Origin of the sequence: Brevundimonas sp. (genome assembly GCF_051860745.1) — a bacterium.
Lineage (GTDB): Bacteria > Pseudomonadota > Alphaproteobacteria > Caulobacterales > Caulobacteraceae > Brevundimonas.
On the sequence record NZ_JBHYDN010000005.1, the window covers coordinates 18668 to 33082 of the forward strand.

Consider the following 14415-nt stretch of genomic DNA (forward strand, 5'->3'; position numbering starts at 1 on the left):
TACCTTTTCAGAGACTTATGACTCGTAGTTGTCAGCCACCATCCGGTCGAGCGTGCGCACGCCCCAGCCGACGGCGCCGTCCGGGACGGTCGGATTCTTGCTATCCTTGACCCAGGCGGTGGGGGCGATGTCGATGTGCGCCCAGGGCGTGCCGTTGGTGAAGCGCTGAAGGAACAGGGCGGCGGTGATCGAGCCGCCGGCGCGGCCGTTGCCGGTGTTCTTCACATCGGCGATCGGACTGTCGATGTGGCGCTCATAGGCAGCCGGGATCGGCATCCGCCAGGCGTTCTCGCCGACCTTGGGGCCGGCGGCGAGGAAATTGTTCGCCAACTCATCCGAGTTCGAGAATACGCCCGCGTATTCGAGGCCCAGGGCCACGATCATGGCTCCGGTCAGGGTGGCCAGGTCGAGCATGAATTTCGGCTTGAACCGCTCCTGGGTGTACCAGAGGCAGTCGGCCAGAACGAGGCGACCCTCGGCGTCGGTGTTGATAACCTCGACCGACTGGCCGGAGAGCGACATGACCACATCGCCCGGACGCTGGGCCGCGCCGTCGGGCATGTTTTCGACCAGACCCAACACGCCCACGACGTTGACCTTCGCCTTGCGGCCGGCGAGCGCATGCATCAGGCCGACCACGGCGGCGGAGCCGCCCATGTCCCACTTCATATCTTCCATGCCGTCGGCCGGCTTGATGGAGATGCCGCCCGTGTCAAAGGTCACGCCCTTGCCGACGAAGGCGATGGGCTGGTCGCCCTTCTTGCCGCCGTTCCATTTCATGACCACGACCTGGCTCTCGCGGCGGCTGCCCATGCCCACGGCCAGCAGGGTGTTGAAGCCGAGCTTCTCAAGCTCCTTCTCGCCCAGAATCTCGACCTCGAGACCCAGCTTTTCCAGCGCCTTGACGCGTTTGGCGAACTCGACGGGATAGAGGACGTTGGCTGGCTCGCTGACCAGATCGCGCGAGAATTCGACGGCGTCGGCGACGGGCGACAGCGTGTCCCAAGCGACTTTGGCGGCCCTGGGGTCGGCGGCGACGACGCGGATCGTCTCGATCGACGGGGTCTTCTCGGGCTTCAGCGTGGTGCGGTATTTGTGGAAGCGGTAGGCGGCCAGACGCGCGGCGAAGGCGGCCCGGGCGGCCTGACCGGCGGTCAGGGAATAGGCGTCGATGGTCAGGGCAGTCGCGCCTGACAGCTTGACGGCGTGATAGGCGGCGCCGGCGGCGGCCTCCAGCGCCAGATCGTCGAACTTGCCGGCCTCGCCAGCGCCGCTGAGCAGGATCGTCCCGGCGTCGACCCCGGCCGGGGCGGTGACGGCCAAGGTGTTGTTCGTGCCGCCGGTGAAGCGGCTGGCGGTCATCGCCTTCGTCAGGGCGCCGGAAGTCGCCGTGTCGACCTCGGGACCCCTGCCGGAGAGGACCCGGCCTTCGTGGACCAGAACGGCCAGAACCTCAGCAGCGCCCGCGGACGCGACGAATTCGATCTTCATTTACTACTCCCGCCGGGCGGTACGCCCCGGCTCTGTGTCGATGGTGTAAGCGCGCACGGTTCCACCGACGCGTTCGGGTGTGTATTAGATGCTCTCCCTCCCCGCCGCCTGCAACCGGCGATTTCCTGCCGCATATGACCCTGATTCAAGGCTATCTTTTCCGGCAGATCGCCCGCCCCGTCGTGGGCGCGTGCGCCGCGCTGGCCGGAATCGGCATCCTGAGCCAGAGCCTCGACCAGCTGGAAGTCATTGTCGAGCGCGGCCAGAGCGTCTGGGTCATGGTCAAGCTGACCCTGTTGGCCGTGCCGCAACTACTGGCCGTCATCATTCCCATCGGCCTGTTCGTCGGCGCCCTGATCGCCCTGACTCGGCTGCAACGCGAACAGGAGCTGACGGCGGTGTTCGCCTCAGGCGTCACGCGTTGGTCGGCGATTCGCCCGGCCGTGAGGATCGCGGCCATCGCGGCCCTGCTGACGCTTGTCGTCACCACCGTCGGGCAACCGTGGGCCCAGCGCCAGGCCCGGGCCGAGGCCTTCGCCGTCCGCACCGACCTGGCGGCCCTGCTGGTTGAGGAAGGGCGTTTCGTAAAGGGGCCCAACGGGCTGACTGTCTATGTCCAGCAGATCGAGCAGAACGGCCTGCTGAAAAATCTGTTCGTCTACATGCTGGATGGCGACGATGCGGTCACCTGGGACGCCGCCGAGGCGCGGTTCGGACGCATCGACGGCCGACCCGTGCTGACCATGGTGAATGCCTCGACCACCCGCTATTCCAGCCGTGGGGTGCTGACCTACGGGTCGTTCGCCCAAACCGTGATTGATCTGTCGCCCTATGCGGCTGTTACCGAACGGGTCCGCTACAAGCCGTCCGACCTGTATCTGCCCCAGCTGTTCAATCCGTCGCCCGGAGACCTGGAGCGGGTCGGATCGGCGGGCGAGCTGATGGCCGAGGCTCATTCCCGGCTGTCGGCGCCGCTCTACGCCCTGATGGGCATGGCCATGGCGCTGACGGCGATCATGGGCGGGCAGTTCAGCCGGACCGGCTACAGCCTGCGAATCGCCAAGGTCGCGGGCGTGTTCCTGGTTGTCCGCATCGCCGGCTATGGCGTGGTCTCGGCCAGCGCCTGGAACGGCTGGCTGAACGTCTTCCAGTATCTGCTGCCGATCGTGGCGACCGGTGTTGCCCTGAGGCTGCTGTTCCAGGCGCTGAAGCCCCGACGGCGTCCTGTCTGGCCAGCCTTGGAGCGGTTGAAGGCGCGTTTCGCATGACCAGCCGTACCTCGCTGCCCGTGCCCTGGCTGAGGCTTGGCCGAATCGAACGCTATGTGCTGGTCCAGCAGGCGCGTTCGCTGGGCATCGCCCTGGGCGTCATCGCCGCCCTGATCATGCTGATCGACTTCGTGGAGGTGTCCCGGGGGGTCGGCTCCGACGTCGATCTGTCCGGCGTGCGCATCCTTGGCCTGATGCTGCTGAAGTCGCCGCAGGTGATCATCCAGCTGCTGCCGTTCGTGTTCCTGTTCGGGACGCTGGCGGCGTTTGTGGGCCTGAACCGGCGCAGCGAGCTGATCGCCATGCGGGCGGCGGGGGTCTCGGCCTGGCGGTTCGTGCTGCCGGCGGCGGGCGCGGCCCTCATGTTCGGCGTGATCACCGTCGCGGCCCTCGGGCCACTGGCGGCTTCGGCAGACGGTCTGTTCCAGCGCGAGCGCGCGCGCCTGTCAGGATCGGCGGCCGGGGCCGAGGCCAGCCCGACGGTGTGGATCCGCGAGGGCGACGACACGCGCCAGATGGTCGTCCGCGCCGAGCGTCAGGACCGGTCGAGCGCACGGCTGCTGGAGGTCACCTTCTTCATCTACACCAATGACGCCGACGGCATGCGAACGTTCTCGGAGCGGATCGACGCGGACTCGGCGTCCCTGTCGAACGGGAGCTGGCGGCTGGTGAATGCGGTCGGGGCGGAGATCGGACAGCGCGCGGTGCGCTACGCCACCCTGGATCTGCCCTCGAGCCTGGCCGACGAAGAGGCCTTCGAGCGCTTCGCCCGACCGCAGTCGACCTCTTTCTGGTCGTTGCCGGCCCAGATCGACCGTGTCGAGGCCGCCGGCTTCTCGTCGACCGCCTACCGGCTTCGGCTGCAACAACTGCTGGCCACGCCGCTGATGTTCGCCGCCATGTCGATCCTGGCCGCCGCCTTCTCGCTCCGGCTGATGCGGTTGGGCGATCTGGCCAGGATGAGCGTGGCGGCGGTGGTGCTGGGGTTCGGCTTCTTCTTCGTCAATCAGGCGGCGTCCGCCTTCGGCTCGGCGGAAGTGATTCCACCCTGGCTGGCCGCCTGGCTGCCGCCATTGCTGACAGCGCTCGCCGCCTTCACCTTGCTGTTCTATACCGAAGACGGGTAAGCGATCCGGCCTGTCCCCCGGCTTGCCGGACCGTACGCCCTCCAGAGTGAATTCTTGCATGCAGCGTGACCGCCACGCGCCCGATTTGGGAGCCTTGCGCTACCGGCTTCTGGCCGGTGCGGCTGCAATCGCGTTGACGTCCTTGGCCGGAGCGGCCCATGCGCAGCAGGCACCCGCCGCCGCGGCGCCGGCCGGACCGGGCGCCGATGGGCTGACGCCGAACGCCGTCTATATCGAGGCTGATTCCGCGGCGCGGACCGGCGAACTCATCACCGCAGAAGGCGCTGGGGCGGACCGCGTGCTGGCCCGGTTCCGGGGCGCGACCCTGAGAGCCGGCTCCGTCAGCTATGATCTCGGTCTCGGCATCGCCACGGCGGACCGTCAGGTCGAGTTCAGCGATCCCGAGGGCAATGTCGTCTTCGCCAGCCATCTGGAACTCGACTCGGATCTGAAGGCGGGCGTTGCGGTCGATTTCGCCACCCGCTTCAGCAATGGCGCGAGCCTGATGGCCGCGACGGCTGTGCGCCGGAGCGAAAACGTCAACGAGCTGAACTACGCCATCTTCACGCCCTGCCCGATCTGCGACGCCGACGGGAATCTCAAGGAACCCAGCATCGCCATTCAGGCGGAGAAGGTGGTCCAGGATGAGGCACTGCGTGCGATCCTGTATCGTAACGCCGTGTTCCGGGTCGGGGGAGTGCCGGTCTTCTACCTGCCGTTCTTCGCCCACCCGGATCCGACCGTCGAACGGGCCTCGGGCTTTCTGGTGCCGATCCCCAGCTATGACGAGGGGCGCGGCCTGAGCCTTGAGGTTCCCTATCTGCAGGTGGTGTCGCCGTCCGAGGACTGGCTGATCAGCCCGCAGTTCAACACCGACGTCGCGCCCCTGCTGAACCTGCAATGGCGCCGGAGGTTCGCCGACGGGATAATCGTCGCCCGCGGCGGCTATACCTATGAGCGCAGTTTCGGGGATTTCGATCTGGACGGCGATGGCGATGCCGAGAGCAACGTCAAATACGGCGACCGCACGAGCCGCAGCTATTTCCTGAGCCATGGCCGGTTCGACCCGGACGGGCCCTGGCGCTGGGGCTTCACGGTTGAACGGGTGTCGGACAAGACTCTGTTCGACCGATATGACGTCCGCGATCCCTATCAGGACAACGGCCTCTACTATGGCGACCAGCGGCGACTGATCAGTCAGCTGTACGCCGAGCGGCAGACCGCGCGGTCCTACTTCTCGGTCGCGGCCTTCGACCTGCAGAGCCTGCGGGTGACCCGGTTTGATCCGGTCACTCCGGCTCTGAACGAGTTCGAGGCTGACGGAGCCCTGCCAGTGGTCGCCCCCCTGGTCGAGGCGCGTTGGGAGCCAGCCGGACCGGTTCTCGGCGGCCGTCTGCGGCTGCGAGGATCGGCCGTATCGCTGTATCGCGACGACTATGTCGGCGGCCCGGTGTTGCGCCCGGAGATCATCCCCGCCGGACCGATCGTCGGACTCCCGGGCGTCGACAGCCGGCGCATCTCGGGTCAGGTCGAATGGCGGCGGACGCTGATCTCGCCCTTGGGCGTGCGATGGGAACCGTTCGTCGACGTCCGCGCCGACCTCTATTCTGTTGGAGACCTGCCGCCCATGTTGGGGCTGGAGGAAGAAGCCATCTCCCGCGGCCGCGCCACGGCGGGCCTCGATATCAGCTATCCTCTGTTTCGTCGTGTCGGCCCCGGCGCTGATCTGATTCTGGAGCCGATGGCGCAACTGTCGGCCTCGACCACGTCGGACCTCGACCCGCGCATTCCCATCGAGGACAGCCAGACCCTGGAGCTGGACGAGAGCTCGCTGTTCCGGACCGACCGCTTCCCCGGCTATGATCTGTACGAAGGCGGTCCCCGGTTGACGATCGGCGCTCGCGCGACCCTGCGATGGAACGAGGGGCGGCAGGCCAGCCTGTTCATCGGCCGCAGCTATCGCTCCCAGGAGGAGCCCGCCTTCCTCACGCCCGTGCCCGATGCGCCGTCCCAGCTCTATGATCCGACCGGCCTGGCCTCACAGTCATCCGACTGGGTCGTGCAGGGCAGTTTCTCGCCGTCGGATCGCATCCGCGGCTGGGGCCACGCCACTATCGACGCCTCTGGTGAAATCCGGCGAGCGGAGACGGCGGTGGACGGCCGCTGGGGCCGGCGCAATCTGGCGACCGTCAGTTATATCGTCGACCGCTCAAACCCGCTGGCCGGGCCGCTGAACCGCAACTACGAGTTTGTGCAGCTGTCGGGTCAGCAGTTCATCTATGGCAATTGGGGCGTGGCGGCATCGGGCATCGCCGATCTGGAGCGGGACATCATCACCCGCTCCGAAGTCGGCCTGCTGTTCGACGACGACTGTTTCCGATTCGAGATCGGCTATCGGCGCGACAACACCCGCGTGCGCCCGACAGGACCGTCCGAAGGCGTCTATGTGCGCCTAAACCTCGCCACTTTCGGCGGTACAGGGTATTAACGCAGCGACGGGCGCTGACGGCCGCGCGGCCCGGGGGTGCGCGGTTCGCAAATCCGGGACGAAAACCGGACCAGCGCCGCTTGAGGAACCAGGACTGACATGGGTTTGCAGCGTTACATGACGGGCGTGGCGATCGCCGCCCTCCTGGCCGGTTCGGCCATGGCCCAGACCGCGCCACCGGCGCAGCCGGCCGCCGCCGGCAATCTGAATCCGGCGGCCGAAGCCGCACCGGTCGCGCCGCCGGCCGCGCCAGCCTTCCAGATGTCGGACGGCATCCTGGCCACGGTCAACGACAGCGTCATTACCGGGTTCGACCTGCGCCAGCGCATGCTGCTGCTGATCGCCATGACCCAGGTCCAGCCGACGCCCGAGAACATTCCCGCTATCCAGCAGCAGGCCCTGAACGCCCTGATTGATGAGCGGCTGCAAGTGCAGGAACTGGCCAACTACGAGGACCTGGTCGTCAGCGACGGACAGGTCGAGGAAGAGATCACGGCCATGGCCCAGGAAGTGGGCGCCTCACCCCAGGCCTATGTCGACTTTCTCGCCCAGGGCGGCATCCGCCCCAGCACCCTGCGCGAGCAGCTGCGGACCCAGATAGGCTGGTCGCAACTGGTGGGCGGCCGGTTCCAGAGCCGCGCCCGCGTGAGCCGGGCCGCCGTGACCGCGGCCATGCGCCAAGTCTCGGAAGCCGCCGCCAAGAAGCAGTATCTGATCGGCGAAATCTACATCGAGTCAGCCCGTGTCGGCGGTCAGCAGGCGGCGCTGAACGGCGCCAACCAGCTGGTGCAGCAGATGGTCCAGGGCGCGCCCTTCCAGGCCGTGGCCCAGCAGTTCTCGGCCGCGCCTTCCGCAACGCGCGGCGGCGACGCCGGCTGGGTCGTCGAAGGCACGATGCAGCCGGCCTTGCAGCAGGCGCTGGACCAGCTCCAGGTCGGACAGCTGTCGCGGCCGATCCCGGTGGATGGCGGGGTCTATATCGTCTATATGCGCGACAAGCGGGATGGTGCCTCGGCGAGTCTTGTGCAGATCAAACAGGTCATGATTGAACTGCCGGATACGGCCACCGAGGCGGACGTCGCGGCGGCGACCCAGCGGCTGGAGGCCCTGCGTCCGCAGCTGACCTGCGACACCATGCTGGCCCGGGCGACGTCGGAGCAGGGTCTGCTCGGCGCCGATCTGGGTGAGGCCGATGTGCAGAACCTCGCCCCGCAGTTCCAGCAGGTCGCCCGCTCCGCCGAGGTCGGCTCGGTCAGCACCGCCGTGCGCACCCCGCTGGGCGTCCACCTGCTGGGCGTGTGCGGCCGCCGCGTCGGCGGAACCGAGGCGCCGAATCCGCAGGAAGTCGAGAACACCCTGTTCCGGCAGAACCTCGCCACCCTCGGCCGTCGCTATATGCGCGACCTGCGCGAGGACGCACTTATCGAGTACCGGTAATGACCACCGGTCCCGCGCCGCTGGCCCTGTCCATGGGCGAACCGGCGGGCGTGGGACCGGAGATCATCGCCATGGCCTGGGCCGCGCTGAAGTCCGCTGGCCCGGCCTTCGTCGTCATCGGCGATGCGGCCCTGTTGCGGGCCCAGGGCCAGCCGGTCGAGGTCGTCCTGTCGGCCATTGACGCTCCCGCCGTCTTCGGACGGGCCATTCCGGTGCTCGACAACCCCCTGCCCGCGCCCGTCACGCCGGGTCGTCCCGAGCCGGCCAACGCCGGCGCCGTGGCCGACTGGATCGAGCAGGCGGTCAACCTTGCCCTGTCAGGCGAGGCCTCGGGCGTCGTCACCGCCCCCATCGCCAAGGCCCCGCTCTACGCGGCCGGCTTCCGCTTCCCGGGCCACACCGAGTTCATCGCCGAACTGACCGCCGACGCGCCCTTCGCGGGGACGCGCGGACCGGTGATGATGCTGACCGCCAAAGACCTGCGCGCCTGTCTGGTGACCATCCACGCGCCGCTGGCCGAGGTTCCGGAACTGGTCACCGCCGAGCGGGTCTGCCGCACCGCCCGCGTGGTGCACGAGGCGATGAAGCGCGACTTCGGCATCGCGGCTCCGCGCCTGGCCCTGGCGGCCCTGAACCCGCACGCGGGCGAGAGCGGTTCGATCGGGTTGGAGGAGATCGAGGTGCTGATCCCGGCGGCCACGGCCCTGCGCGCCGAAGGCGTCGACATCAGCGATCCCCGGCCCGCCGACACCCTGTTCCACGACGCGGCCCGCGCGACCTATGACGCCGTCCTCTGCCTTTACCACGACCAGGCCCTGATCCCGGTCAAGACGCTGGACTTCTGGGGCGGCGTGAACACGACCCTGGGACTGCCGGTGATCCGCACATCACCCGACCACGGCACGGGGTTCGACATCGCGGGGAAGGGTCTGGCCCGGGCCGACAGCCTGATCGCGGCGGTGCGGCTGGCGGGGGCCATGGCGGGGATGCGGGCGGCGGGGTAGCGATCCCTCACTGCTATCGTCATCCTCCGGCGAGCGAAGCGAGACCGGGGGACCCAGCGGCGCGCGTGAGCGCGAAACTGTCGAGACCGCCACCGCCGGACACAGCCTGCCTGAGCAGGTCGCCTTCGGCGCCGCTGGGTCCCCCGGTCGGCGCGGCTACGCCGCTTGCCGGAGGATGACGATAGCGGGGGGAAACTGCGTCACGTAAGGGAGAGGTGTGAGCCCCATCGACCTCCCCTCCCTCCGCGAAACGCTCGACGCCCACGGCCTGCTGGCGAAGAAGAGCTTCGGGCAGCATTTCCTGCTGGACCTGAATGTGACGCGCAAGATCGTGCGGCTGGCGGGGCCGTTCGAGGGCCGGGCCGTGATCGAGGTCGGGCCGGGCCCCGGCGGGCTGACGCGGGCCCTGCTGGAGAGCGACGCCGGCCGGGTGGTGCTGGTTGAGAAGGATCCGCGCTTCCTGCCGCTGTTGGCCGAGCTGGACGACGGTACGGGGCGGCTGACCGTGGTCGAGGCCGACGCCCTGAAGGTGCGAGAGGCCGAGCTGGTCGAACCAATCCCGGCGCATGTGGTTTCCAACCTGCCCTACAATGTCGGCACGCCGCTGCTGATCAAATGGCTGACCGGGCCGTGGACGCCGCACGCCCTGACCCTGATGTTCCAGAAGGAGGTGGCCGAGCGGATCACGGCCGCACCGGGGGACGACGCCTATGGCCGACTGGCGGTGATCGCCCAGGCGGTGTGCGAAGCCAAGCTGGTGATGCACCTGCCCGCCGCCGCCTTCACCCCGCCGCCCAAGGTGGCCTCGGCCGTGGTCCATCTGGTTCCGCGCGCCGACCGGCCGGATGCGGAGACGTTGAAGCGGCTGGAGCGGGTTACGGCCGCGGCGTTCGGCCAGCGGCGCAAGATGCTGCGGTCGAGTTTGAAGACGCTCGGGGGGGCGGCGCTGTGCGAGGCGGCGGGGATCGAGCCGGATGCGCGGGCCGAGGTCATCGACGGGGCGGGATTCCTGCGGCTGGCGAGAGCGTTGTAGGGCGCGATCGGCCGCCCGCGACGAAATCAGCTTTCGACCCTCGCGGTCGCCGCTGTCAGGGTTTAGCCTGCCGGGGTTGAACAGCCGGGAGCTACGGGCATGTCGAGGATGATCGCGCGACGGGCTGTCACGAGCGCCGCCCTTTCCCTGGCGGTCCTCGGATCGGCGGCGCTGCAGACCCCCGACGGCCAGCCTCGGCCCGTACTCATCATCAATGCGACCGGACAGACGATCACCCATTTCCATGCCTCCACCCCCGGCTTCAACGTCTGGGAGGAAGACCTGCTGGGCGAGCGTGTCATCGCGAACGGCGCGGCCATGCGTATCGACGTCGACAACGGGTCCGGCCGATGCCTGTACGACTTCCGCGCCCGGCTGGCCGACGGCGTGGTACTCGACCGACGCGGGATCAATGCGTGCGAGGTCGCTGAGTATCGCTACACCGCGAACGAATAGCGCCCGGACCGGCGGCGACCGCTGTCAGGCCGGACGGCAACTCCCGCGCCCGAGGGACGTTCAACCGGTCCCCCGACAATCGGAGAGACCGGATGATCATTTCCACAGGCACGCTCGTGGCCGTCGTCGACGGCGAGAAGCTGGCGCTGTTCGAGAACAGGGGGCATCAGTCGATCAGCCTGACCGCACGCCCGGCGCCGGCGATCGCAGAGCGCGCCTCGGGCGCCGCCGGTCGCATCTCCAGCGGGGCCAATCCAGACAACGACACCCAAGCCGAGGACGGCTTCGCCATGGGCGTGGCCGATGTGCTGAACAAGCTGGTGCTCGACCACAAGGTGGAACATCTGCTGGTCATCGCCGCGCCCAAGACCATGGGTCAGCTGCGCAAGGGCTGGCACAAGGAGACCGCCGCACGGGTGGTCGGCGAGATCTCGAAGGATCTGACCGGGCATTCGACGGATCAGATCGCGGCGGCGATCGAGAAGGCGTAGGGCTTTCACGCACTGCTGAACGACAAGAAAGGCCGCTCCTGATGGGGAGGGCTGAGCCGATGGCAAGGCGCCCCGAGAGCAAAGTAGGGAACCTGACAGACAGCAGGCTGTTCGACGTGCCTCGTGCCACCGGTGGTTGGGAGAAAGCTGGTGGTGCGTTACAGACTGAGCCTATATCGCAGGTCGAATTCGGCGCGCGCTACCCAGAGCGTCGAACTCGAACACGACAGTGACGCATTGGATCTAGCACAAATCGCCCTGTTATCGACGGCTGACTACACTCACGCTGAGGTCTATCGCGATGACGCCTTGATCGGTGCGATTGAGCGCGACAGCACCGCCGCCTTAAAGCACAAATCTGACAACCGCTGTGGCGGAAATTAGAAAACGATGTCATTGAGGCTGACACCTCAGCGAAGGTGATTATATGTATTCGAGTTCTTGATGACCAACTCCACCCAAGTCGATTTGCTATTATCTGGGCTTGGTAAGGAGGACGCTGATGCGCTTTATCCCTTCATGTCTACCTTCAACTTTGAGGAGGGAGACGAGTTCGGCCACGCTGGGGACGATGTGTCCCATCTATACTTTGTGAACCACGGCATCATCTCGGCCGTGTCTATGATGAAGGACGGGGAGTCCGCCGAGGCCTATATGGTCGGTTCGGAGGGGTTCACCGGCGTCACCGCGTGGCAAGTGCCCTCAAAAACGTCTGTACGTTTCTACTGCCACCTTGCAGGTTCCGCGCTGCGCATAAAGGCCAGCAAGCTGAGGGAACTCGCTTCCGATAGCGCGCCTCTAAGGACGGCGCTCGCCGGTTACGATGCTGCGCTGCAGGTCGAACTCGAGAAAAGCGCGCCATGCAATGCACTTCACCCCGCGGCGCAGCGCTTCGCAAAATGGTTGCTCCGGGCACATGATCGGGCGAACGGGGATATCCTGTTTATGACGCAGGACTTCCTCGCAAAAATGCTGGGTGTGCAGAGGTCCACGGTCAACGAGTCTGCCCAGACGCTGGCGCGGGCCGGCGCCATTTCCTATTCACGCGGTCGGGTTCAGATCAGAGACAGAACAACTTTGCTGGCGTGCGCCTGCGAGTGTTACCTCGCACCAGAGGCGGCGCGAGCTCCCTCGGGCTAATATGACGAGGTATCGCATCTATCTGCTCGAACGTGGGGGCCGGTTGATCGACTCGATCGAGTTGAACTGCCCGGACGACGAGACAGCAATCAACGAGATGGAGCGATACGTGACCCAAGCCGCCTCGCTCCAGCTGTGGAACGGTCGTCGCCTAGTAGGCCGCACGGACAGTCCAGACAGCTAGTTCGCCGCTATCGCTTAGCGAGGTCCACTCTAGGGAAAGGTCCGCGTCCCACTCTTGTCCGGCATTCTGTGGGTCCGCTTTCGGGCCTCGTCTGCTGTCGACCGGGCGGTGGGCAGGCCGAACGTTCCGGCTGCGGTCGGAATGGAACGCGGGCGCCTGACCGATACATTCCCCCCGACACATCCGCGACATCGCACCCCTCGACATCCGCGACACCCGATACATCCGCGATAATTGCTGGCCTTTCGCCGATAGCGATCATAATTTCGCGCGCCACCCCATTGATCAGTAACGGTTTCCGTCCGCCGACAGCGTCTCCAGCCCGCCATAGGTAGCGGCCGGGCGATACTGGCGGGATGGAACAGACAGACACGCCCGGACGCCGAAACGACTACAAGATCCGCGGCAAGCGGACCTGGACCCTGATCCGCGAGCGGTATCTGGCGGGCGAGAGCGCGCCGAGGCTGGCCGAGGTGTTCGATGTGACCGAGGCGGCCATCCGGGCGCGGGCCCGACGGCAGGGCTGGACCAAGCGGGACATGGCCGAGGCGATGGCGGCGGCGCCAGCGGACGCGGGGCTGGCCGAGGTGGTCGCGGGTGAGCTGAACGGGGTTCTGACGGCGAGGGAGGCGGCGCGGCTGGCGCTGGGCGAGGCGGTGACGCTGTTGCGCGGCGGGAAGATGGGGCTGGCGGGCGAGGCGGCGCGGGTGGCTGATGTGATGGGGCGTGCGGCGGCGCGACTGGGGGATGAGGCGGCGGTGGACGTGGAGCCGGATGAGGCGGCGTTCGAGGCGGTGCGGCGGAAGGTGCTGGGGTTGGCGGAAAATACCCCAAGCTATCGTCATCCTGCGGCGAGCGCAGCGAGACCGGAGGACCCAGCGGCGCGCGAGTGCGCGACCCTGTCAGGAGCGCCCGGCCTGACCGTTTCGCCTTCGGCGCCACTGGGTCCTCCGGTCTGCGCCGCTGACGCGGCTTGCCGCAGGATGACGATAGCAGTGGGAGATGCGGTGGGCGGCGCCTCCACTAACGGGGAGGAGAGGGATTGAGCGTCGCGGAACGGCTGGAGGCCCTGTCGCCGCCGGAGCGGCGGCTGCTGGCGGCGGACTGGCGGTTCACGGCGCATAAGGGCCAGACGCCGGCCCACGATGACTGGACAACCTGGCTGGTGCTGGGCGGGCGCGGCGGGGGGAAGACAAGGGCGGGGGCGGAATGGGTCGCGGACCGGGCGCGGGAGGGTGGGCGGATCGCCCTGGTGGGGCAGAGCCTGCATGACGCGCGCGAGGTGATGATCGAGGGGCCGTCGGGGGTGCGCGCCCTGCCCCGCTATGGGCTGGGCGGGCGGCCGTGCTGGGAAGCGAGCCGGCGCAGGCTGGTGTGGCCGAACGGGGCGGTGGGGATGGTGTTCTCGGCCGAGGACCCGGAATCGCTGCGCGGGCCGCAGTTCGGAGCAGCGTGGGCGGATGAGTGGTGCGCGTGGCGCAAGCCCGAGGCGACGTTGACGCTGTTGCGGATGGGGCTGCGGCTGGGGGATCGGCCGCGGCTGGTGGTGACCACCACGCCCAAGCCGACGGCGGCGTTGCGGCGGTTGCTGAAGGAGACGGGGCTGACGCGGTCGGACCTGCCGACGCGGGTCAACGCCGACCATCTGGCGCCGGCGTTCCTGGAGGGGCTGGAGGCGCTGTACGGCGGGACGCGGCTGGCGGCCCAGGAACTGGACGGGCGGGTGGTCGAGGGGGACGGCGCGCTGTTCACCCTGGAGATGATGCGGGCGGCGCGGGAGATGGCGAGGCCGGAGCGGTTCGACCGGGTGGTGGTCGCCGTGGATCCGCCGTGCTCGGCGGATGGGGACGCGTGCGGGATCGTGGCGGTCGGGCGAAAGGACGGGATGGCCTGGGTGCTGGCCGACCGGACCGTTCGGGGGCGCTCTCCACAGGGCTGGGCTGGGGTGGTGGCGCGGTCGGTCGTGGACTTCGGCGCCGTCAGGGTCGTGGCCGAGGCCAACCAGGGCGGGGAGATGGTCGAGGCGGTGCTGAAGGCGGCGGGCGTGACCTGTCCGGTCAGGCGGGTGCATGCGCGGTTCGGCAAGCGGGCGCGGGCCGAGCCGGTGGCGGCCCTGTACGAACAGGGTCGGGTGAAGCACGGGCCGGGGCTGGAGGCGCTTGAGGAGGAGCTGATGGGGCTCGGCGAGGATGGTGGGGGGAGTCCCGACCGGGCTGATGCGCTGGTGTGGGCGGTGACGGATCTGCTGATCGACGGGGGCGGGCTGGGGCCGAGGGTGAGGGTGTTGTGAACCTTA

At 67.9% G+C, this 14415-nt stretch carries 13 protein-coding genes; 12 read left to right on the top strand and 1 reads right to left on the bottom strand.

All coding sequences use genetic code 11. From position 1 onward, the window contains the following. Positions 1-15: 15 nt before the first annotated feature. On the bottom strand, positions 16-1491 hold the full coding sequence (locus ACTIEW_RS07650) for a leucyl aminopeptidase (RefSeq protein WP_439477317.1): 1476 nt from the start codon (positions 1489-1491) through the stop codon (positions 16-18). Between the two features lie 134 nt (positions 1492-1625). Here ACTIEW_RS07650 and ACTIEW_RS07655 point away from each other — a divergent pair, with 134 nt between their 5' ends. The 12 genes from ACTIEW_RS07655 (at position 1626) to ACTIEW_RS07710 (ending at position 14409) form a co-directional block, all read left to right on the top strand. Beyond that, positions 1626-2759: an LptF/LptG family permease gene (locus tag ACTIEW_RS07655; protein WP_439477318.1), complete on the top strand. Its 1134-nt coding sequence runs from the start codon at positions 1626-1628 to the stop codon at positions 2757-2759. Then, positions 2756-3886, top strand: coding sequence for an LPS export ABC transporter permease LptG (gene lptG, locus ACTIEW_RS07660; RefSeq protein WP_439477319.1), 1131 nt, complete (start codon positions 2756-2758; stop codon positions 3884-3886). The genes ACTIEW_RS07655 and lptG overlap by 4 nt, the downstream gene beginning before the upstream one ends. Positions 3887-3944: 58 nt before the next feature. Then, on the top strand, positions 3945-6374 hold the full coding sequence (locus tag ACTIEW_RS07665; protein WP_439477320.1) for an LPS-assembly protein LptD: 2430 nt from the start codon (positions 3945-3947) through the stop codon (positions 6372-6374). 99 nt (positions 6375-6473) lie between these two features. Further along, positions 6474-7811, top strand: coding sequence for a peptidylprolyl isomerase (locus tag ACTIEW_RS07670; protein ID WP_439477321.1), 1338 nt, complete (start codon positions 6474-6476; stop codon positions 7809-7811). After that, positions 7811-8815 carry a 4-hydroxythreonine-4-phosphate dehydrogenase PdxA gene (gene pdxA / locus ACTIEW_RS07675; RefSeq protein ID WP_439477322.1) on the top strand — a complete coding sequence of 335 codons (1005 nt, stop codon included), beginning with the start codon at positions 7811-7813 and terminating at the stop codon, positions 8813-8815. The genes ACTIEW_RS07670 and pdxA overlap by 1 nt, the downstream gene beginning before the upstream one ends. Before the next feature lie 217 nt (positions 8816-9032). Continuing rightward, positions 9033-9848 (top strand): 16S rRNA (adenine(1518)-N(6)/adenine(1519)-N(6))-dimethyltransferase RsmA, encoded by an 816-nt coding sequence (gene rsmA / locus ACTIEW_RS07680; RefSeq protein ID WP_439477323.1) that lies wholly within the window; start codon positions 9033-9035, stop codon positions 9846-9848. Between the two features lie 99 nt (positions 9849-9947). Then, positions 9948-10304, top strand: a complete 357-nt coding sequence (locus tag ACTIEW_RS07685) for a hypothetical protein (RefSeq protein ID WP_439477324.1) — start codon at positions 9948-9950, stop codon at positions 10302-10304. 92 nt (positions 10305-10396) lie between these two features. Beyond that, positions 10397-10795, top strand: coding sequence for a host attachment family protein (locus ACTIEW_RS07690; RefSeq protein ID WP_439477325.1), 399 nt, complete (start codon positions 10397-10399; stop codon positions 10793-10795). A 444-nt stretch (positions 10796-11239) separates the two neighbouring features. Further along, complete coding sequence (locus tag ACTIEW_RS07695) at positions 11240-11935, top strand: Crp/Fnr family transcriptional regulator (protein ID WP_439477326.1); 696 nt, start codon at positions 11240-11242, stop codon at positions 11933-11935. A gap of 1 nt (position 11936) precedes the next feature. Continuing rightward, entirely contained in the window at positions 11937-12119 is a 183-nt protein-coding gene (locus ACTIEW_RS07700; protein ID WP_439477327.1) for a hypothetical protein, read from the top strand. Positions 12120-12475: 356 nt separating this feature from the next. Beyond that, positions 12476-13165 carry a hypothetical protein gene (locus tag ACTIEW_RS07705; protein WP_439477328.1) on the top strand — a complete coding sequence of 230 codons (690 nt, stop codon included), beginning with the start codon at positions 12476-12478 and terminating at the stop codon, positions 13163-13165. After that, positions 13162-14409, top strand: coding sequence for a DNA-packaging protein (locus ACTIEW_RS07710; protein ID WP_439477329.1), 1248 nt, complete (start codon positions 13162-13164; stop codon positions 14407-14409). Before ACTIEW_RS07705 ends, ACTIEW_RS07710 begins: the two co-directional genes overlap by 4 nt. Positions 14410-14415: the final 6 nt, after the last annotated feature.

Bases quoted from the DNA above. Each gene is read 5' to 3' on its own strand.
- ACTIEW_RS07655 (WP_439477318.1), top strand. From the start codon at position 1,626: ATGACCCTGATTCAAGGCTATCTTTTCCGGCAGATCGCCCGCCCCGTC.
- ACTIEW_RS07690 (WP_439477325.1), top strand. From the start codon at position 10,397: ATGATCATTTCCACAGGCACGCTCGTGGCCGTCGTCGACGGCGAGAAG.
- ACTIEW_RS07665 (WP_439477320.1), top strand. From the start codon at position 3,945: ATGCAGCGTGACCGCCACGCGCCCGATTTGGGAGCCTTGCGCTACCGG.
- ACTIEW_RS07700 (WP_439477327.1), top strand. From the start codon at position 11,937: ATGACGAGGTATCGCATCTATCTGCTCGAACGTGGGGGCCGGTTGATC.
- lptG (WP_439477319.1), top strand. From the start codon at position 2,756: ATGACCAGCCGTACCTCGCTGCCCGTGCCCTGGCTGAGGCTTGGCCGA.
- ACTIEW_RS07695 (WP_439477326.1), top strand. From the start codon at position 11,240: ATGACCAACTCCACCCAAGTCGATTTGCTATTATCTGGGCTTGGTAAG.
- ACTIEW_RS07670 (WP_439477321.1), top strand. From the start codon at position 6,474: ATGGGTTTGCAGCGTTACATGACGGGCGTGGCGATCGCCGCCCTCCTG.
- ACTIEW_RS07685 (WP_439477324.1), top strand. From the start codon at position 9,948: ATGTCGAGGATGATCGCGCGACGGGCTGTCACGAGCGCCGCCCTTTCC.
- ACTIEW_RS07705 (WP_439477328.1), top strand. From the start codon at position 12,476: ATGGAACAGACAGACACGCCCGGACGCCGAAACGACTACAAGATCCGC.
- pdxA (WP_439477322.1), top strand. From the start codon at position 7,811: ATGACCACCGGTCCCGCGCCGCTGGCCCTGTCCATGGGCGAACCGGCG.
- ACTIEW_RS07650 (WP_439477317.1), bottom strand. From the start codon at position 1,491: ATGAAGATCGAATTCGTCGCGTCCGCGGGCGCTGCTGAGGTTCTGGCC.